Source organism: Aeromonas sp. 600282, from assembly GCF_049175755.1.
GTDB lineage: Bacteria > Pseudomonadota > Gammaproteobacteria > Enterobacterales > Aeromonadaceae > Aeromonas > Aeromonas veronii_A.
In genome coordinates, this window is record NZ_JAAKVR010000008.1 from 1 (window position 1) to 17,892 (window position 17,892).

Sequence of the window (17,892 nt, forward strand, 5' to 3'; positions counted from 1 at the left end):
TCTTGTCATTGAACACCTCAGGTCATGGTGGCGACTGTACCACCTAAAATGGTGTCCGGGATGATTAGACCACTACAAACTGCGGCTATGGCGTTTGCGCTCAGGTTACTTTTTGGGAGTCGGTTCGCTGATCTGGTAGAGGTGATCCGCGCAGGCGCTGGAGCAGCCACAGGGACGTACCTCTTTATCTTCCCGCTTCTGGGCAAGCTGGTATTGGCGCCACCAGATGATGGTGCCCATGGCCAGGATCAGTACGAACGAGGCGAGCAGGCTCAACAACCAGATGGACATGATCTCTTCTCCTTAGATGGTGATGACATGCACTGTGATGGCATCAGTGATGATGGCAGCAACCGCCCTGCTGGTTGGCGCCTTCACTGCCGTGGCAACAAGTATGGCCTTGCAGTGGGCTCTCTGCCTGATTGCCACTACTGGCGCAACAGTGATCGGAGCCACTGTTGCAAACACCATGACAATGGCTATGACTCTGGCCTGCGCCGACGGGCTGGATGGCACGGATAGTCGCCTTGCTCTGATGACGGCGAGACGGACGGCCCTGACTGGCCTCGGTTAGAGGTTGCAGATTGGCGGGGGCCAGCAGCGCGTGCAGCGGCAGGCGGGCAGAGCGGCACTGCAGCACCCGGATATTGACCGCCAGCAGGCGCCCCAGCATCCGCTCGCCGATATTGCGCACCACCACCTGACCCACCTGATAGTGGGTGAGGGCATCGAGCAGCGCTTGCTTGCCGTGGCAGCCTTCGGCTGCGGCCGGGTTGGTCAGGGTGGCGATGACGTTCCCTTCGGGGTTAAGAATTTGCAGCTGCTCGGCACGGGTAAAGTGGCCAGCCAGCAGCCCCTGACTCAGCATCATGGCGCTGTTGCTGGGGTTGGTGGTCATGGTTGTGACAGCATTCATGTCGGCTCTTCTCCACTGGTTGGGTGGTTGGGCTCGGCGGGTTGCATCATCAATGCTTTACCCAGACTCAGACACTCCACCACCTTGTAGCGCCCTTTTTTCAGGATATTGGCCAGGGTCTGGCGGGAAACCCCCATCACCAGGGCGGCCTCCTGCTGTTGCATTCCTTGAAGGTCGACGAGGCGCAGTGCCTCGAACTCGTCAGGGGCCAGCGTGACCTGTTCCAGCTGATGCATGGGGCGGCCGTTGGGTTTGAAGCAGCTGTTGGCGGGGCGGCCACAGATCTGGCGGGCAATCTTGGGTCTTGGCATGGTGGCTCCTAATTGGCATAAGCCATTTATACGCTAATATGTGGCATATGCCAATAATTTGTCTGATGCAGAGGGTAGCGCCAGTGCTGTTTACGGCAGAGGGGGGTAAAGAGGGGGAGGCGGAATACGTACAAAAGCAGGGAAGGTGGCAGAAACGATGCAGGCCCGAACAGAGGTTCGGGCCTGCGGTTTTGCAGAGGATGGTCGAGCTATCCCGGCGAGCTTACGCCTGTTCGGCCTCGGCCACTGGAACTGTGCTCTCGCTACCGTTGGCGAAGCGATCCGCCCACAGGGCGATCACGCCGTCACCGGTGACGTTGCAGGCGGTGCCGAAGCTGTCCTGCGCCAGATAGAGGGCGATCATCAGGGCGATGGAGGCTTCACCGAAACCGAGCATGGAGGTGAGCAGGCCCAGCGCCGACATCACGCCACCACCCGGCGCGCCAGGTGCGGCGATCATGATCACCCCCAGCATCATGATGAAGGGGAGCATGGTCTCGATGCCTGGAATGGCCAGATGCTCGGAGAGGAACATCACCGCGGTGGCGCAGGTGACCAGGGTAATGGTGGAGCCACAGAGGTGAATGGTGGCACATAGCGGTACGGTAAAGTTGGCGATGCCGTCGCTCACCCCGTTGTTCTTGCTCGATTGCAGAGCGACCGGAATGGTGGCTGCGCTCGACATGGTCCCCAGCGCGGTGAAGTAGGCGGGCAGCATGTTCTTGATGAGCTGGGCCGGTGAGCGGCCAAGGGCCAGACCGGTACCCACGAACAGCACGGAGAGCCAGATCCAGTGCATCAGGATCGCCATCACCAGCACCACGCCGAAAGTTTTCAGGGTAGCGAATACGGTGCCTTCTACCGTCATTTCGACAAAGACCCCGGCGATATAAAACGGCAGCAGCGGGATGATCACCTTGGCCAGCAGGCGGTCGATGATGTCACGGCCCTGATCGGCGACCCGGCGCAGATCGGTGGCCTGGGTGGCGCTGATGCCGATGCCGAACACGAAGGCGGCGGCCAGTGCCGACATCACGCCAAACAGCGGCGGGATCTCCAGATTGACGTAGGAGGCGAGCTTGATGGCCGTGGCCGTGGTGGGCTCGGCGGCGGTGGTGAACTGCGGGATCAGGTGGCTAGCCACGGTAAAGGCGAACAGCCCCGCCAGAATGGTGGAGCAGTAGGAGAGGGCCACGGTTTTGCCCAGCAGCTTGCCGGAGTTTTTCGGCAGGCTGGCGATGCCGCTCATGATAAAGAACAGAATGATGAGCGGAATGGTGAAGGTGATCAGCTGACCTATCACTGTCTTGGCCGTAAACAGTACGCGCGCCACCCACTCAGGGGCGTAGAGACCGAGCAAGAGACCGGCAAGGATGCCAGCAATGAGTTTCAGGACAAGTTTCATAAGGAAATCCGGAGTTGGTTGTATTGTCTGTTTTGTTATTAAAATTTGATATTAATCACACTTTTTAACACGTAAGCCGTGTTATGTCTGCCTTTTCTGCGTTAACGCCGAGTTAAATATTGTCGAAAGCCAGGATCGCCGACTAGCTGTCGGCTTGGCGTTGAACGGGAAAATCCGTGATGAATTAGCCCGTTAGGTGGCCTGATGATCGCCACGCAGCAACATGACGTACTGGGTGGCGTTTTGACTTGAGGAATCTGACGTACTGGCTGATACGGCTTCCATCGGCGCCAGTTGCAGTGCTATCCCGGATGTGGTGACCAGTTGCTGTAGCTGAGCGTGACTTATCTTGCCGCTTGGGGGCAGGGGGAAGCAGAGCGGAGCGCCCGCTTTGAGCAGGGTCGCCAGCTGTTGCAACAGGGGGACAAGGGTGGCCGCGTCGCCATCAAGCGGGCGGTTCAGCCAGATGCCATCGTAAGGGAGCACCGAGTGCATCTTCGCCAGCGGGCAGACCCGCACTGCTTGTCCGGATTGCTGCGAGGCGACTTTGGCGTCGGCCAGTACCGCTTCACAGGCGGTGACCACATACCCTTCTGCACGCAGCCAGCAGAGATCCTCCCCCGTACCGCATTGACCATTGAGCAGGTGAGCACCGGGTTTGAGACGCGCCACAAAGGCAGCTCGAACGTGGGCGTGCTGGTCGTTAAATGGCCGGGAAGCGGGGATGGCGTCAGAGTGTGGCACAGGGGTTACCTCAAGCAGGGGGCGCACAGGGTAACAAATCGGGGCCTGGCTGCCAAAGCGCGCGGTCAGGCCCCGATTTGGATGTGATGAAGTTGCCGGAGCCGGTTAGCGGACGCAGGCAGGCCCGTGGGGCTGGGCCAGCATGGTGAACATGCTCTCTATCATAAAGGCGGATTCGCCCTGCAGGTCGATCCGCCCCGGAAAGTGGAGCCAGTTGATGATGTAGCCATCCAGAGTGCAGTGGAGCAGGGTGGCGGCGCGCTGCAGGTTGAGGTTGGCGGGCAGTTGGCCCCGCCGTACCGCATTGGCCAGGGTGGTCTCCAGGTCCCGGAAGAAGTTGGCGGACTGGCTGCGGATATGCTCGCGCAGGGAAATGGCTTCCCCCTCCAGCGATTCGAGATTGAACAGGATGGTGAACATCTGCCGCTGGGCCGGATTGTGAATGAAGCTGTGGAGCACCCCTTCGAAGAAGAGGCGCAGTTGCCCCAGCGGATCCGGCTCATCTGGATTGAGGCAGGCATCGAGCTGGTGGGCGAGGGGGCTGCAGAGCTCCTGCCAGAGCGAAATGAAGAGTTCATCCTTGTTCTTGAAGTGCCAATAGATGGCCCCGCGGGTCAGGTCTGCCGCCCTGGCGATGTCGGTCAGGCTGGTCTTGGCCAGGCCCTGGGAGCAGAACAGATCCAGCGCCGTGCTCATGATGTGGCAGCGGGTTTGCTGCGCCTCTTCTTTGGTTCGTCTGGCCATCGAAATTTGTGCCTCATGCAAGCAAAAAGTCACTTACATACATTTATGAATGTATGTATATTGCCTCATCTTTCGACTATTTACCAACAGGGCCCATGCGGCCCTGATTGTTCATTGACTGGCAAAGGCTCAGGTGTTTCATGCATAAACATATTCTTGCTCGTTCAGTTGGTCTTGCCTTGCTGGCTACAGGCTTGCTGGCAGGTTGTGGTGACAAGGGGGGGGCATCCCATGGACAGGGCAGCATGCCCCCCGCGGCGGTCAACGTGGTGACCCTGCAGAGCGGTCCGCTGATGTTGACCACCGAGTTGACCGGCCGCAGCGCCCCGTTGCGGGTGGCCGAAGTGCGTCCGCAGGTGAGCGGCATCATCCTCAAGCGCCTCTTTACCGAGGGAAGCGATGTGAAGGCGGGCGATCTGCTCTATCAGATCGATCCAGCTGTTTATCAGGCTGCAGTCGCCAGCGCCAAAGCCAATCTGGCCAAGGCCGAGGCCAACGAGCAGAGTGCCCGCCTCAAGGCGCAGCGCTATCAGGAGCTGCTCAAGGTCAAATCCATCAGCCGTCAGGACTATGACGACGCCGACGCCAGCTGGAAGCAGGCCAAAGCGGAGATCATGGCGAGCAAGGCAGCCCTGCGCACTGCCGAGATCAATCTCGGTTACACCCGCATCACCGCCCCCATCAGCGGCCGCATCGGTAAATCCGCGGTGACTGAGGGGGCGTTGGTGACTGCCCAGCAGGCTGACAGCCTGACCGCCATCCAGCAGCTCGATCCCATGTATGTGGATGTGCGTCAGTCCACCGCCGATCTGCTGCGCCTCAAGCGACTGGTCGCCGAGGGCAAGCTGACCCAGGACGAGCAGAAGGGAGCCAAGGTGACCTTCCAGCTGGAAGATGGCAGTACCTATGGCGAAGAGGGCTCGCTGCAGTTCTCCGATGTGACCGTGGATGAGACCTCCGGCATGGTGACCCTGCGGGTGATTGTGCCCAACCCTCACCAACTGCTGCTGCCCGGCATGTTTATGCGCGCCACCCTGCAAGAGGGTGAGCGGGCGCAAGGGCTGCTGGTGCCGCAAACTGCCGTGACTCGCACCCCCAATGGTGGCGCCACCGTGATGGTGGTAACCGCTGACAACAAGGTGGAGCTGCGCAACGTGCAGCTGAGCCGGGTCGTCGGCAGCAACTGGGTGGTGGAGTCAGGGCTCACCTCCGGCGAGCGGGTGATCGTGGCTGGCTTGCAGAAAGTACGACCGGGCGCCGTGGTCAATCCCGCCGAGCAGGGTGCTGATGCACCGTCTACTCAAGCTGCGTCCAACCCCCCGGCCAACAAGTAGGATGGAGTAGTCGCTTCATGGCTCGATTTTTTATAGACAGACCCATTTTTGCCTGGGTGATCGCACTGGTGATCATGCTGGCGGGCAGCCTGGCCATCATCAAACTGCCGGTCGCCCAGTATCCGAGCATTGCGCCGCCCGCTGTCGGTATTTCTGCCAGCTATCCGGGCGCATCCGCCAAAACGGTGGAAGACTCGGTGACCCAGATCATCGAACAGAACATGACCGGGCTGGATCACCTGCTCTACATGTCCTCTCAGTCTGACTCCGCGGGGCGGGTGTCGGTGACCCTCACCTTCCAGCCGGGGACCGATCCCGATATTGCCCAGGTGCAGGTGCAGAACAAGCTGCAGCAAGCGATGTCGCTGCTGCCGCAAGAAGTTCAGCAGCAGGGGATCCGGGTACAGAAGACCTCCAGCAGCTTCCTGATGGTCGCGGCCTTCATCTCCAGCGATGGCTCGATGAACAACGACGATCTGGCGGACTATGTGGTCTCCAACATCAAGGAGCCCCTGAGCCGTCTGGACGGGGTAGGGGATATCACCTTGTTCGGCAGCCAGTACTCCATGCGGGTCTGGCTCGATCCCAACAAACTCAACCGGGTGCAGATGACCCCGGGGGATGTGCAGGCGGCCATCAAGGCGCAGAACGCCCAGGTAGCGTTCGGCAAGCTGGGTGGTACCCCGTCGGTGGAAGCTCAGCAGTTCACCGCCACCATCATGGGGCAGACCCGTCTCTCTACCGTGGAGCAGTTCAACGACATCCTGCTGCGGGTGAATCAGGATGGCTCCAAGGTACGGCTGAAAGATGTGGCCCGGGTCGAGCTGGCAGGCGAAAGCTATGATGCCGATGCGCTCTACAACGGCCAGTCTACCGCCGCGGTTGCCATCAAGCTGGCGACCGGCGCCAATGCGCTGGATACCGCCGAGAAGGTACGTGCCAAGCTCAATGAGCTGTCGGATTACTTCCCGGCCAACATGGAGATCGTCTACCCCTACGACACCACGCCGTTTGTGAAGATCTCCATCGAGGAGGTGGTGCAGACCCTGATCGAGGCGATCTTCCTGGTGTTCTGCGTCATGTATCTGTTCCTGCAGAACTTCCGCGCCACCCTGATCCCGACCATTGCGGTGCCTGTGGTACTGCTCGGTACCTTCGGGGTGATGGCGGCGTTCGGCTTCTCCATCAATACCCTCACCATGTTTGGTATGGTGCTGGCTATCGGGTTGCTGGTGGATGACGCCATCGTGGTAGTTGAGAACGTGGAGCGGCTGATGAGCGAGGAGGATCTCTCCCCGCTGGAAGCGACCCGCAAGTCGATGACCCAGATCACCGGCGCGCTGGTGGGGATCGCCCTGGTACTCTCCGCCGTGTTCGTGCCGATGGCCTTCTTCGGCGGCTCGACCGGTGCCATCTATCGCCAGTTCTCATTGACCATCGTCTCGGCCATGGTGCTGTCGGTGCTGGTGGCGTTGATCCTGACTCCGGCGCTCTGTGCCACCCTGCTCAAGCCGATGAAACATGGCGAGTTTGGTGCCAAGCGTGGCTTCTTTGGCTGGTTCAACCGCGCCTTTGATGCCGGTACCAATCGCTATCAGAGCGGCGTGCGCAAGGTGATCAAGCAGGGTGTGCGCTACAGCCTGATCTACGGTGCCATGCTGGCGGTGTTGGCAGTGCTCTTTATGCGGATGCCCACCTCCTTCCTGCCGGAAGAGGATCAGGGGGTCATCATGTCCATGGTGCAACTGCCGGTGGGGGCGACCAAGCAGCGCACCGAGGTGGTACTGGCGGATATGCGCGACTACTTCCTGAAAAACGAGAAGGATAACGTTGACTCCGTTCTGACCGTATCCGGCTTCAGCTTCGCCGGTAGTGGCCAGAACGCGGGTATGGCCTTTATCAAGCTCAAGGACTGGAGCGAGCGCAAGAGCCCGGATCGCAGCGCCAATGCCATCATCGGCCGTGCCATGGGTTACCTGTTCAGCATCAAGGAGGCGCAAGTGTTCGCCTTTAACTTGCCTCCGATCCCGGAGCTGGGGACGGCGACCGGTTTTGACTTCTTCCTGCAGGATCGCGGCGGTATCGGTCACGACAAGCTGATGGCGGCGCGTAACCAGCTGCTCGGCATGGCGGCGCAGGATCCCACTCTGGTGCGGGTACGCCCGAACGGGATGGAAGATACGCCGCAACTCGATATCAAGATCGACTACGAGAAGGCGCTGGCGCAGGGGCTATCCATCGCGGATATCAACAACACCCTGGCTACTGCCTGGGGTTCCTCCTACGTCAATGATTTCGTTGACCGTGGCCGGATCAAGAAGGTCTACATGCAGGCGGATGCCCCCTTCCGGATGAACCCGGAAGATCTGAAACTCTGGTATGTGCGCAACAGTGCCGGTCAGATGGTGCCCTTCTCTGCCTTTGCCAGCACCGAGTGGAGCTTCGGCTCGCCGCGTCTGGAGCGTTATAACGGCGTGCCGGCGATGGAGATCGTCGGTGAAGCGGCGCCCGGCAAGAGTACCGGTGATGCGATGGCCGCCATCGAACAGATGGTGAAACAGCTGCCGGAAGGGGTGGGCATCGAGTGGACCGGGCTCTCCTTCCAGGAGCGGCAGGCCGGTTCACAGGCGCCTGCGCTCTACGCCATCTCCTTGTTGGTGGTGTTCCTCTGTCTGGCGGCCCTCTACGAGAGCTGGAGCATTCCGTTCTCGGTGATGCTGGTGGTGCCGCTCGGGGTACTGGGGGCCATTGTGGCTGCCACCCTGCGCGGGCTGGAGAACGACGTCTACTTCCAGGTCGGTCTGCTCACCACCATAGGCTTGTCGGCGAAAAACGCGATTTTGATCGTGGAATTTGCCAAAGAGCTTTATGACAAAGGGATGGGGTTGGGTGAGGCGGTGGTGGAGGCGGCACGCCTGCGTCTGCGTCCGATCCTGATGACCTCGCTCGCCTTTATCCTCGGGGTGCTGCCGCTGGTGATCAGCTCCGGCGCCGGTGCCAGCAGCCGTAATGCAATCGGTACCGGCGTAATGGGGGGGATGATCAGCGCCACCGTGCTGGCCATCTTCTTCGTCCCGCTCTTCTTCGTGCTGGTGATGCGTTACTTCACTAGCCACAAGAGTAAAGAGGCGCGCATGGTTGCAGCAGTTGAGTCAAAAGGTGACTGAGCAAAGTAACCCCTGAAGTTCTGGGTGGCAGATCACAATAAGACAAATACATCAGGTATGACTGAGTAATAAATAGAGCGACTTGGAAAGTCGCTCTATTTTTTTTCCGTAAAAACGGTAACTTAAGCGTAATTATTAAGTTAATACTGCTGCTTTTCGAGAAATTATGTCGCCGTGAGGTGGTTTTCTATCGACTCCTTTTCAGCGGTGAGGGGCAAGTCAGTTTCTGCTGTGCAGCTCGGCTGGAAACAAGATAGAATCTGCGTCTTATAGGGTTGGATAGGTAGTGTCCGCTCTTTCTTGGTCTTGGGCCATAAAGCTGTGCTACACACCATCAAGACAGCAAAATGCTGGAGGACATGATGACCAACAGCAGACCTAATTTGGTTAAAAGCAGCAAACTGGGGGCTGTAACCCAAGGGCGGTAGCCTTGAGATTATTCAGCAATTTGCACAAATAATGTTCATTTATTGTTTTGCTGCTGTTTGCGCTGGTTAAATTGCAGTCTATTGGGTGTTTCAATAACGCATCAGTGGATAGCCAGCCTCTCTCTGATATCATATCAACGCCTCGCAAGAGATACATATTTATGAAAATCCTCGTGACCGGTGGTGCCGGCTTTATCGGCTCTGCCGTGGTGCGCCATATTATCCGTGATACCCAAGATTCCGTTATCAATCTCGATAAACTCACCTATGCCGGCAATCTGGAATCCTTGGCCGATGTATCGTCAAGCGAGCGTTATGTGTTTGAGCAGGTGGATATTTGCAATCGCGCCGAGCTGGATCGGGTGTTTGCCTTGCACCAGCCGGATGCCGTGATGCATCTGGCCGCCGAGAGCCATGTTGACCGCTCCATTACAGGGCCGGCTGACTTTATCGAGACCAATATCGTCGGCACCTATATGTTGCTGGAAGCGGCTCGCGCTTACTGGAACGGTCTGGACGAGGTACGCAAGGCGGCCTTCCGCTTCCACCATATCTCCACCGACGAGGTGTATGGTGATCTGCCTCATCCGGATGAAGTGGCTGCCGGTGAGCCATTGCCGCTCTTTACCGAGACCACCCCCTACGCCCCCAGCAGCCCCTATTCTGCCTCCAAGGCTTCCAGCGACCATCTGGTGCGCGCTTGGCGCCGCACCTACGGTCTGCCGACCATGGTCACCAACTGCTCCAACAACTACGGCCCGTACCACTTCCCCGAGAAGCTAATCCCGTTGGTCATTCTTAACGCGCTGGATGGCAAGCCGTTACCGGTCTATGGCAAGGGCGACCAGGTCCGTGACTGGCTCTACGTGGAAGATCACGCGCGTGCGCTCTACAAGGTAGCGACCACAGGCGTGGTCGGTGAGACCTACAACATCGGCGGTCATAACGAGAAGCAGAATCTGGAGGTGGTACACACCATCTGCGATCTGCTGGACGAGATGGTGCCGAAGGTGGGCTCTTATCGTGAGCAAATCACCTATGTGGCGGATCGCCCTGGCCACGATCGCCGCTATGCCATCGATGCGACCAAGATGAGCGCAGAGCTGGATTGGCAACCGCAAGAGACCTTTGAATCCGGTATTCGCAAAACTGTGCAGTGGTATCTGGATAACCAGCAGTGGGTCAGCAACGTCAAGAGCGGTGCCTACCAGTCCTGGATTGAGCAACACTATTCCTCGATTGCACAGAATGATGGGGAGCGTGCCTGATGCATATTCTGCTGTTTGGCAAAAACGGCCAGGTAGGCTGGGAGCTGCAACGCGCACTGGCGCCGCTGGGGCGCATCACTGCCGTTGATTTTGACTCCACCGATTATTGCGGCGATTTCAGAAACCCGGCAGGGGTGGCCGACACTGTACGTCTGGTCAAGCCGGATGTGATTGTCAACGCTGCGGCCCACACCGCAGTCGACAAGGCGGAGAGCGAGCGTGAATTTGCCGAGCTGCTCAACGCGACCAGCGTGGCAGCGATAGCCAAAGAAGCGGAAGCATTGGGTGCCTGGTTGGTGCATTACTCCACCGATTATGTATTTGATGGCAGCGGTGAGCGCCCCTGGGTGGAAACCGATGCAACCGCCCCGCTCAACGTCTATGGCGAAACCAAGCTTGCGGGTGAGCAAGGGGCCGCACTTTGTTCCCGTCACCTGATCTTCCGTACCAGCTGGGTTTACGCCGCCCGCGGAGCCAATTTTGCCAAGACCATGCTGCGCTTTGGCAAAGAGCGTAGCGAGATGTCAGTGATCAATGACCAGTTTGGCGCTCCGACCGGCGCCGAGTTGCTGGCCGATTGCACCGCCCATGCTCTCCGCGTGGCGCAGCGCAAACCCGAGGTCGCCGGGCTGTACCATCTGATTGCCTCCGGTACCACCACCTGGTTTGACTACGCCCAGCTGGTGTTTGCCAAAGCCAGAGAGGCTGGCGTTGAACTGGCGGTGACACAACTCAATGCGGTGCCGACCAGCGCCTTCCCTACTCCGGCCAAACGCCCCCATAACTCCCGCCTGGATACCGGCAAATTCCAGCGCACCTTCGATCTGGTGCTGCCGGAGTGGACAGTCGGTGTGGAGCGGATGTTGACCGAGATCCTTGGCAAGTAAATTACTGGCCAGGGATGTAGTGACTGCCTCCCTGGCTGGCAGGGATAAAACGGAAAGGTGGCCTAAAGCCATGCTTCCTCTATATAAGAAACAAGCATCATGACTAAACGTAAAGGCATTATTCTGGCCGGCGGCTCAGGCACCCGTCTCTATCCGGTAACCATGGCAGTGAGCAAGCAGCTGTTGCCTATCTATGACAAGCCGATGATCTACTATCCTCTCAGCACCCTGATGCTGGCGGGAATTCGCGATATTTTGATCATCAGCACGCCGCAAGATACCCCCCGTTTTGAGCAATTGCTAGGTGATGGCAGTCAGTGGGGCCTGAGTTTGCAATACAAGGTTCAACCAAGCCCGGACGGGTTGGCACAAGCCTTTATTCTGGGTGCAGAGTTTATCGGTTCAGACCCCTGTGCACTGGTGTTGGGGGACAACATCTTCTACGGCCACGACTTGCAGAAACAGTTGGAGGCGGCAGTGGCCAAAGAGAGCGGTGCTACCGTCTTTGCCTACCATGTGCATGACCCCGAGCGTTATGGGGTGGTTGAATTTGATAAAGAGGGCACCGCGATCTCTCTGGAGGAGAAGCCACTGGAGCCCAAGAGCAACTATGCGGTAACCGGCCTCTATTTCTACGACAACAGCGTGGTCAAGATCGCCAAGAGTCTGACGCCGTCGCCCCGTGGCGAGCTGGAGATAACCGATGTAAACCGTATCTACCTGGAACAAGGTAATCTGTCGGTGGCCATGATGGGCCGTGGTTATGCTTGGCTTGATACCGGTACCCACGAGAGCATGATTGAAGCGAGCAACTTTATTCAGACCATCGAGACCCGTCAGGGGTTGAAAGTCGCTTGTCCTGAAGAGATCGCCTATCGCAAGAAATTCATTGATGCAGAGCAAGTAAAAACGTTGGCGACACCACTTGCGAAAAATGCTTATGGACAATACCTGTTAAAGATGGTTTCGAAAGTATGAGTTGGAGTTAAGGGTGTGCACCGGTTCCTGTAAAATAAACTAAATAATATATGGATATGAAGATGAATGTAATCGAGACCACGATACCTGATGTACTTATTTTTGAGCCAAAAATATTTGGTGATGAGCGTGGCTTTTTCTTTGAGAGTTTCAACCATAAACTGTTCGAAGAAGCAGTAGGATACCCTGTTACTTTTGTTCAAGATAATCATTCTAAATCCTCGAAAAACGTGTTGCGTGGACTGCATTATCAATCATCACCACACGCCCAGGGAAAGCTGGTGCGATGTGTTGTGGGAGAAGTATTTGATGTAGCAGTGGATATTCGTGAAAATTCGCCGACCTTTGGAAAATGGGTCGGTGTTCATCTATCAGCTGAGAATAAGCGGCAATTGTGGATTCCGAAAGGGTTCGCCCATGGTTTTATAACTAGAACAGAAACAGCAGAAGTTTTATATAAAGCAACCAATTATTATAGACCTGACTTTGAACATACAATATGTTGGAATGACCAGCAACTAGGAATAGAGTGGGAGAGTGATATGCTCCCTATATTATCTCTTAAAGATAAAAATGCAAAGCCATTTATGGCAGCTAAACATTTCTGAAAATCATATCAACACATTAAATACATTATGGTGTATCTATGACTGTCTTAATTCCTGCTATTATGTGTGGTGGAAGCGGTTCAAGATTATGGCCTGTTTCACGTGAACAACATCCCAAGCCATTCATTAAACTATCGGATAATCAAAGTTTTTTACAAAAAGCATTTTTACGTGGAGCAAAATTATCAGATGTCAGTGAAGTATTAACTATTACTAATCGAGACCTTTATTTCAAAACACTAGATTCATTTAAAGAAGTTAATAGTAATGAAATTCAGACTTCATTTATTCTTGAACCTTATGGCCGTAACACTGCAGCAGCAGTAGCATCTGCAGCAATTTATGCTCGCGATACATATGGCGATGATGCGGTCTTGTTGGTCTTGGCTGCTGATCACTTGATCACAGAGCAAGTTGCATTCGATGATGCTGTTTCCTGCGCTATTGAATTAGCAAAAGCAGGACGGTTAGTCACATTTGGTATTAAACCCACAATACCTGAAACAGGTTATGGTTACATTGAAGCTCTTGGTACAGAGGTTTTGCGCTTTGTTGAAAAGCCAACATTGGATAAGGCAATTGAGTACGTTGAAAGCGGTCGCTTCTTCTGGAATTCAGGTATGTTTTGCTTTAAAGCAAGTACAATGATTGCAGAGATGGACTTGCATTGTCCGGAAGTATTGATAGCAACAAAAGCTTGCCTTGACAAGTCCGATTCGGTTCAAAGTAAAAAGGTCAAGCATATTGATCTGGACCCTGACACATTTATCCATGTTCCAGACATCTCGATAGATTATGCCGTGATGGAAAAATCAGGAAATGTTTCAGTAGTTCCATGTGACATAGGCTGGAGTGATATTGGGTCTTGGGCTGCAATAAGTGAACTACATCAAGCTGATGACGATGGAAACACCGTTCAGGGGCATGCAATTTTACATGCTACCTCAAATTGTTATATTTCGAGCGAGGATCGGGTTATTGGTGCTGTAGGTGTAGAAAACCTAGTAATTGTTGATACTGCTGATGCTCTATTGGTCGCTCACAAAGAAAGTAGTCAGGATGTAAAATTAATTTATAATCACCTTAAGACGATAAACAATGATGCATATAAAATACATCGTACAGTCTATTGTCCATGGGGACGTTATACGTTACTTGAGGTGGGAGATCGTTTTAAAATAAAAAGACTTGAAGTTAAACCTGGGGCTAGCTTAACGATGCAAATGCATCATCATAGAAATGAACACTGGGTGGTATTATCTGGTGTTGCAGAGGTTTTCTATGAAGATCAAATTGCCTTGCTAACTGCTAACCAATCTACATATATTCCTGCTGGGCATCGTCACCAATTAAAAAATCCAGGTCTCATCGATTTAGTTATGCTAGAGGTGCAAACGGGTGAATATTTAGGTGAAGATGACATCATTGATTATTGAAAAGGAATTTAATTTAGGGGGCATCATGAATCTTACTTGTTTTAAAGCTTACGATATTCGCGGAAAACTGGGTGATGAGCTGAACACTGAGATTGCATACCGTATTGGCCGTGCAACTGCACAGTATCTAAATGCAACGACAATTGCTGTTGGAGGCGATGTTAGACTCACGAGCGAAAGCCTAAAGCAAGCACTTGCAAGAGGGATTCTTGATGCCGGTTGTGATGTCATCGACTTAGGGACTACGGGGACTGAAGAAACCTATTTTGCAGCATTTACGTTAGACATTGATGGTGCTATAGAAGTGACGGCCAGTCATAATCCTATGGATTACAATGGCATGAAACTGGTTGGTCGTGATGCTTGTCCAATTAGTGGTGATAGTGGTTTGAATGATATTCGAGCATTGGCTGAAAAGGGTGACTTCATTGCATCCTCCCGGCAAGGAACATTGATTAAAAAATCGATACTAGATGCTTATGTCGATCATTTGCTGACGTATATAAAGCCGCATCAATTACGTCCACTCAAGCTAGTTGTGAATGCCGGTAACGGGGCAGCAGGGCATGTGCTTGATGTTATCGAGCGACGTTTCAATACCCTCAATGTTCCTGTTGAGTTTATAAAAATTCATCATGAGGAAGATGGTAACTTTCCCAATGGTATTCCTAACCCATTGCTTCCTGAAAATAGAAGTGCTACATCGGAAGCGGTAAAGTTCTATCATGCTGATATGGGTATTGCTTGGGATGGTGATTTTGATCGCTGTTTTCTGTTTGATGAAAATGGTGATTTCATCGAAGGATACTATATTGTTGGATTATTAGCAGAGGCATTTTTAGTAGATAATCCTCATGAGAAAATTATCCATGATCCACGCTTGACATGGAATACTATTGATATCGTTGAAAAGTCTGGTGGTACACCAGTACAAAGCAAAACTGGTCACGCCTTTATTAAAGAACGGATGCGCAGTGAGAATGCAATATATGGTGGTGAAATGAGTGCCCATCACTATTTCCGTGACTTTGGCTACTGTGATAGCGGTATGATTCCTTGGTTACTAGTAATTAACTTGCTATCACTAAAAAAATCCACATTGTCTAGTTTAGTTGCTGAACGTGTTAAAGCCTATCCATGCAGTGGTGAGATAAATTATAGAGTTGATAATGCTCTTGAGATAATAAAGAAGCTGGAAGAGGTCTATGCGCCACTTGCTGTCAAGGTAGAATATGTAGATGGTCTTAGTATTGAAATGAATGATTGGCGATTTAATGTTCGCATTTCAAACACAGAACCATTACTAAGGCTTAATGTTGAAAGCAAAAACGATATAAGCAAGTTAACGTCTGGTTTGAATTCATTACATAAAATGATCAACAACTTATAAGGAGAGTTCTGAAAATGTCCAAGAAAGTAGCGTTAATTACTGGGGTGACTGGTCAGGATGGTTCATATCTGGCTGAGTTTCTATTAGAGAAGGGGTATGAAGTCCATGGTATTAAGCGCCGTGCATCTCAGTTTAATACACAACGTGTAGACCACATTTATAAAGACCCTCATGAAGAGAACGTTGATTTTAAACTACATTATGGTGACTTAACGGATTCATCAAATCTAACGAGAATTATAGCCGAAGTTCAACCAGATGAAGTTTATAATCTTGGTGCTCAATCTCATGTCGCTGTTAGTTTTGATTCCCCAGAATATACTGCGGATGTTGATGCGATAGGTACTTTACGCTTATTGGAAGCTATTCGTTTCTTGGGACTGACAAAAAAAACTCGTTTTTATCAGGCATCGACATCCGAACTATACGGCCTCGTGCAAGAAATTCCGCAGCGAGAGACAACACCTTTTTATCCGCGCAGCCCTTATGCTGTTGCAAAAATGTATGCGTACTGGATTACGGTGAATTATCGTGAGGCATATGGTATGTATGCTTGTAATGGTATTTTGTTTAATCATGAGTCACCCCGTCGTGGAGAAACATTTGTTACTAGAAAAATTACTCGAGGTTTGTCAAATATTGCTCAAGGCCTCGAAAAGTGCCTGTATATGGGAAACATGGACTCATTGCGTGATTGGGGACATGCAAGAGACTATGTCAAGATGCAATGGATGATGTTGCAACAAGAGCAGCCAGAGGACTTTGTCATTGCAACTGGAGTGCAATATAGTGTCCGTGAATTTATAAAAATGGCCGCTGCTGAGTTAGGTATTGAATTGAACTTTGTTGGAAGCGGCGTCGAGGAAAAAGCTGTCGTTTCGGCGATTTATGGAGATAAGGCGCCGGCATTGAAGGTTGGTGATATTATCGTATGTGTTGATCCACGTTATTTCAGACCGGCCGAGGTAGAGACTCTTCTTGGTGATCCATCTAATGCAAAAAATAAGCTGGGGTGGGAGCCGGAAACGACACTCGCAGAAATGGTAAGTGAGATGGTTGCATATGATTTGCAGCAAGCTCGCCAGCATGCCTTGCTGAAATCTCATGGCTTTGATGTTAATGTCAGTGTGGAGTGACTATGATTCCAGTATATCAACCAAGATTATCTGGTAATGAAAAAAAATATGTTAATGAATGCCTTGATTCAACATGGATCTCTTCAAAAGGTGAGTTTATTAACAGATTTGAATCTGCATTTTCAAAGTATATTGGTGCAGAAAATTGTACAACAGTGAGTAATGGTACTGTAGCACTTCATTTGGCGTTGGCTGCTTTAGGTATTGGTCCTGGTGATGAGGTTATTGTTCCTTCATTCACATATATTGCCTCAGTGAATACAATCATTCAGACCGGTGCAAAAGCAGTCTATGTTGACTCGCTACCAGATACATGGAACATCGATGTCAATGATGTAATAGCAAAAATCACAACAAAGACCAAGGCTGTCATGGCTGTGCATCTTTATGGTTTACCATGTGATATGGATGCGTTAGTCGATGTTTGTAAGAAACATAACTTGTTTTTGATAGAAGACTGTGCGGAGGCGTTCGGTACTCTTTATAAGAATAAGCATGTTGGTACATTTGGTGATGTGGCAACATTCAGTTTCTTTGGAAATAAGACAATAACTACCGGCGAAGGTGGCATGGTTGTTTCAAAGGATAAAAATGTCCATGACTTGGCATGCCACTTGAAGAGCCAAGGTGTTTCGAAGGTTAAAGAGTATTGGCATGATGCGTTGGCATTTAATTATCGCATGACAAATATATGTGCTGCGATTGGCCTGGCACAATTAGAGCAAGCAGACGAGATAATTGCAAAAAAAAGAGAGATTGCCAGTTGGTATCAGCGTCGATTAAACCATTTGCCGATAACATTCCACAAAGAGATTGAGAATACCAGGCATTCATTTTGGATGTGCTCGATCCTAGTCGAGAATGCACAAGATAGAGACTTGCTCAGAACTGTTCTAAAGAGTCATGATGTTGAGACAAGGCCATTGTTTCCTTTAGCTAATACGATGCCACATGTATTTACGGAACATAAATTTCCTGTTGCTGAAAATATCAGCTCAAGAGGAATGAATTTACCAAGCTACCCTGAATTATTGGAAAAAGATGTTGATTATATCTGCAGCGTAATTTCTGATTTTTATTTAAATAAGTAATGTTAAATAAATAACCCTTCATCTTTCGTTGGTGAAGGGTTATTTTAAG

Annotated in this window: 16 protein-coding genes; 10 read left to right on the forward strand and 6 right to left on the reverse strand. The window is 52.4% G+C overall.

The annotated features are described in order from the left end of the window. Positions 1 to 105 precede the first annotated feature (105 nt). The 6 genes from G5137_RS09345 to G5137_RS09370 all read right to left on the reverse strand — a co-directional run bounded on the left by G5137_RS09345 (position 106) and on the right by G5137_RS09370 (position 4,120). Positions 106 to 291 carry a hypothetical protein gene (locus tag G5137_RS09345; RefSeq protein WP_005338109.1) on the reverse strand — a complete coding sequence of 62 codons (186 nt, stop codon included), beginning with the start codon at positions 289 to 291 and terminating at the stop codon, positions 106 to 108. A gap of 43 nt (positions 292 to 334) precedes the next feature. Continuing rightward, positions 335 to 916: a NifB/NifX family molybdenum-iron cluster-binding protein gene (locus tag G5137_RS09350; RefSeq protein ID WP_421205828.1), complete on the reverse strand. Its 582-nt coding sequence runs from the start codon at positions 914 to 916 to the stop codon at positions 335 to 337. Beyond that, positions 913 to 1,227 carry a DUF134 domain-containing protein gene (locus G5137_RS09355; protein WP_421205827.1) on the reverse strand — a complete coding sequence of 105 codons (315 nt, stop codon included), beginning with the start codon at positions 1,225 to 1,227 and terminating at the stop codon, positions 913 to 915. The genes G5137_RS09350 and G5137_RS09355 overlap by 4 nt, the downstream gene beginning before the upstream one ends. A 223-nt stretch (positions 1,228 to 1,450) precedes the next feature. Continuing rightward, complete coding sequence (locus G5137_RS09360; protein WP_376869679.1) at positions 1,451 to 2,632, reverse strand: dicarboxylate/amino acid:cation symporter; 1,182 nt, start codon at positions 2,630 to 2,632, stop codon at positions 1,451 to 1,453. 192 nt (positions 2,633 to 2,824) lie between these two features. Further along, complete coding sequence (locus tag G5137_RS09365) at positions 2,825 to 3,376, reverse strand: class I SAM-dependent methyltransferase (protein WP_421222158.1); 552 nt, start codon at positions 3,374 to 3,376, stop codon at positions 2,825 to 2,827. Between the two features lie 105 nt (positions 3,377 to 3,481). Beyond that, positions 3,482 to 4,120, reverse strand: coding sequence for a TetR family transcriptional regulator (locus G5137_RS09370; RefSeq protein WP_193859840.1), 639 nt, complete (start codon positions 4,118 to 4,120; stop codon positions 3,482 to 3,484). A gap of 140 nt (positions 4,121 to 4,260) precedes the next feature. Here G5137_RS09370 and G5137_RS09375 point away from each other — a divergent pair, with 140 nt between their 5' ends. The 10 genes from G5137_RS09375 (at position 4,261) to G5137_RS09420 (ending at position 17,843) form a co-directional block, all read left to right on the forward strand. Continuing rightward, complete coding sequence (locus G5137_RS09375; protein WP_204483894.1) at positions 4,261 to 5,454, forward strand: efflux RND transporter periplasmic adaptor subunit; 1,194 nt, start codon at positions 4,261 to 4,263, stop codon at positions 5,452 to 5,454. A 17-nt stretch (positions 5,455 to 5,471) separates the two neighbouring features. After that, a complete protein-coding gene (locus G5137_RS09380; RefSeq protein WP_421255278.1) occupies positions 5,472 to 8,621 on the forward strand; it encodes an efflux RND transporter permease subunit in 3,150 nt (1,049 codons plus the stop codon). A 589-nt stretch (positions 8,622 to 9,210) separates the two neighbouring features. Beyond that, complete coding sequence (rfbB, locus tag G5137_RS09385; protein WP_421205824.1) at positions 9,211 to 10,317, forward strand: dTDP-glucose 4,6-dehydratase; 1,107 nt, start codon at positions 9,211 to 9,213, stop codon at positions 10,315 to 10,317. After that, positions 10,317 to 11,204, forward strand: coding sequence for a dTDP-4-dehydrorhamnose reductase (rfbD, locus tag G5137_RS09390; RefSeq protein WP_421205823.1), 888 nt, complete (start codon positions 10,317 to 10,319; stop codon positions 11,202 to 11,204). Before rfbB ends, rfbD begins: the two co-directional genes overlap by 1 nt. Positions 11,205 to 11,303: 99 nt before the next feature. Then, positions 11,304 to 12,182 carry a glucose-1-phosphate thymidylyltransferase RfbA gene (rfbA, locus tag G5137_RS09395; protein WP_216954298.1) on the forward strand — a complete coding sequence of 293 codons (879 nt, stop codon included), beginning with the start codon at positions 11,304 to 11,306 and terminating at the stop codon, positions 12,180 to 12,182. 62 nt (positions 12,183 to 12,244) lie between these two features. Next, the gene (rfbC, locus tag G5137_RS09400) at positions 12,245 to 12,790 is read left to right on the forward strand and encodes a dTDP-4-dehydrorhamnose 3,5-epimerase (RefSeq protein ID WP_216954296.1); all 546 of its coding nucleotides are present in this window, start codon (positions 12,245 to 12,247) and stop codon (positions 12,788 to 12,790) included. Positions 12,791 to 12,828: 38 nt separating this feature from the next. Then, complete coding sequence (locus G5137_RS09405) at positions 12,829 to 14,226, forward strand: mannose-1-phosphate guanylyltransferase/mannose-6-phosphate isomerase (protein WP_421205822.1); 1,398 nt, start codon at positions 12,829 to 12,831, stop codon at positions 14,224 to 14,226. After that, entirely contained in the window at positions 14,207 to 15,616 is a 1,410-nt protein-coding gene (locus G5137_RS09410) for a phosphomannomutase CpsG (RefSeq protein WP_302055988.1), read from the forward strand. Before G5137_RS09405 ends, G5137_RS09410 begins: the two co-directional genes overlap by 20 nt. A 14-nt stretch (positions 15,617 to 15,630) precedes the next feature. Next, the gene (gmd, locus tag G5137_RS09415) at positions 15,631 to 16,752 is read left to right on the forward strand and encodes a GDP-mannose 4,6-dehydratase (RefSeq protein WP_108540000.1); all 1,122 of its coding nucleotides are present in this window, start codon (positions 15,631 to 15,633) and stop codon (positions 16,750 to 16,752) included. 2 nt (positions 16,753 to 16,754) lie between these two features. Continuing rightward, on the forward strand, positions 16,755 to 17,843 hold the full coding sequence (locus tag G5137_RS09420; RefSeq protein ID WP_421205821.1) for a DegT/DnrJ/EryC1/StrS family aminotransferase: 1,089 nt from the start codon (positions 16,755 to 16,757) through the stop codon (positions 17,841 to 17,843). The last annotated feature ends 49 nt before the right edge of the window (positions 17,844 to 17,892 follow it).

What these genes read in the sequence shown, in the direction of transcription:
- G5137_RS09355 (WP_421205827.1), bottom strand. Translation starts at nt 1,227, where the DNA reads ATGCCAAGACCCAAGATTGCCCGCCAGATCTGTGGCCGCCCCGCCAAC.
- G5137_RS09370 (WP_193859840.1), bottom strand. Translation starts at nt 4,120, where the DNA reads ATGGCCAGACGAACCAAAGAAGAGGCGCAGCAAACCCGCTGCCACATC.
- G5137_RS09380 (WP_421255278.1), top strand. Translation starts at nt 5,472, where the DNA reads ATGGCTCGATTTTTTATAGACAGACCCATTTTTGCCTGGGTGATCGCA.
- G5137_RS09345 (WP_005338109.1), bottom strand. Translation starts at nt 291, where the DNA reads ATGTCCATCTGGTTGTTGAGCCTGCTCGCCTCGTTCGTACTGATCCTG.
- rfbB (WP_421205824.1), top strand. Translation starts at nt 9,211, where the DNA reads ATGAAAATCCTCGTGACCGGTGGTGCCGGCTTTATCGGCTCTGCCGTG.
- G5137_RS09405 (WP_421205822.1), top strand. Translation starts at nt 12,829, where the DNA reads ATGACTGTCTTAATTCCTGCTATTATGTGTGGTGGAAGCGGTTCAAGA.
- rfbA (WP_216954298.1), top strand. Translation starts at nt 11,304, where the DNA reads ATGACTAAACGTAAAGGCATTATTCTGGCCGGCGGCTCAGGCACCCGT.
- rfbD (WP_421205823.1), top strand. Translation starts at nt 10,317, where the DNA reads ATGCATATTCTGCTGTTTGGCAAAAACGGCCAGGTAGGCTGGGAGCTG.
- G5137_RS09350 (WP_421205828.1), bottom strand. Translation starts at nt 916, where the DNA reads ATGAATGCTGTCACAACCATGACCACCAACCCCAGCAACAGCGCCATG.
- G5137_RS09420 (WP_421205821.1), top strand. Translation starts at nt 16,755, where the DNA reads ATGATTCCAGTATATCAACCAAGATTATCTGGTAATGAAAAAAAATAT.
- G5137_RS09410 (WP_302055988.1), top strand. Translation starts at nt 14,207, where the DNA reads ATGACATCATTGATTATTGAAAAGGAATTTAATTTAGGGGGCATCATG.
- gmd (WP_108540000.1), top strand. Translation starts at nt 15,631, where the DNA reads ATGTCCAAGAAAGTAGCGTTAATTACTGGGGTGACTGGTCAGGATGGT.
- G5137_RS09375 (WP_204483894.1), top strand. Translation starts at nt 4,261, where the DNA reads ATGCATAAACATATTCTTGCTCGTTCAGTTGGTCTTGCCTTGCTGGCT.
- rfbC (WP_216954296.1), top strand. Translation starts at nt 12,245, where the DNA reads ATGAATGTAATCGAGACCACGATACCTGATGTACTTATTTTTGAGCCA.
- G5137_RS09360 (WP_376869679.1), bottom strand. Translation starts at nt 2,632, where the DNA reads ATGAAACTTGTCCTGAAACTCATTGCTGGCATCCTTGCCGGTCTCTTG.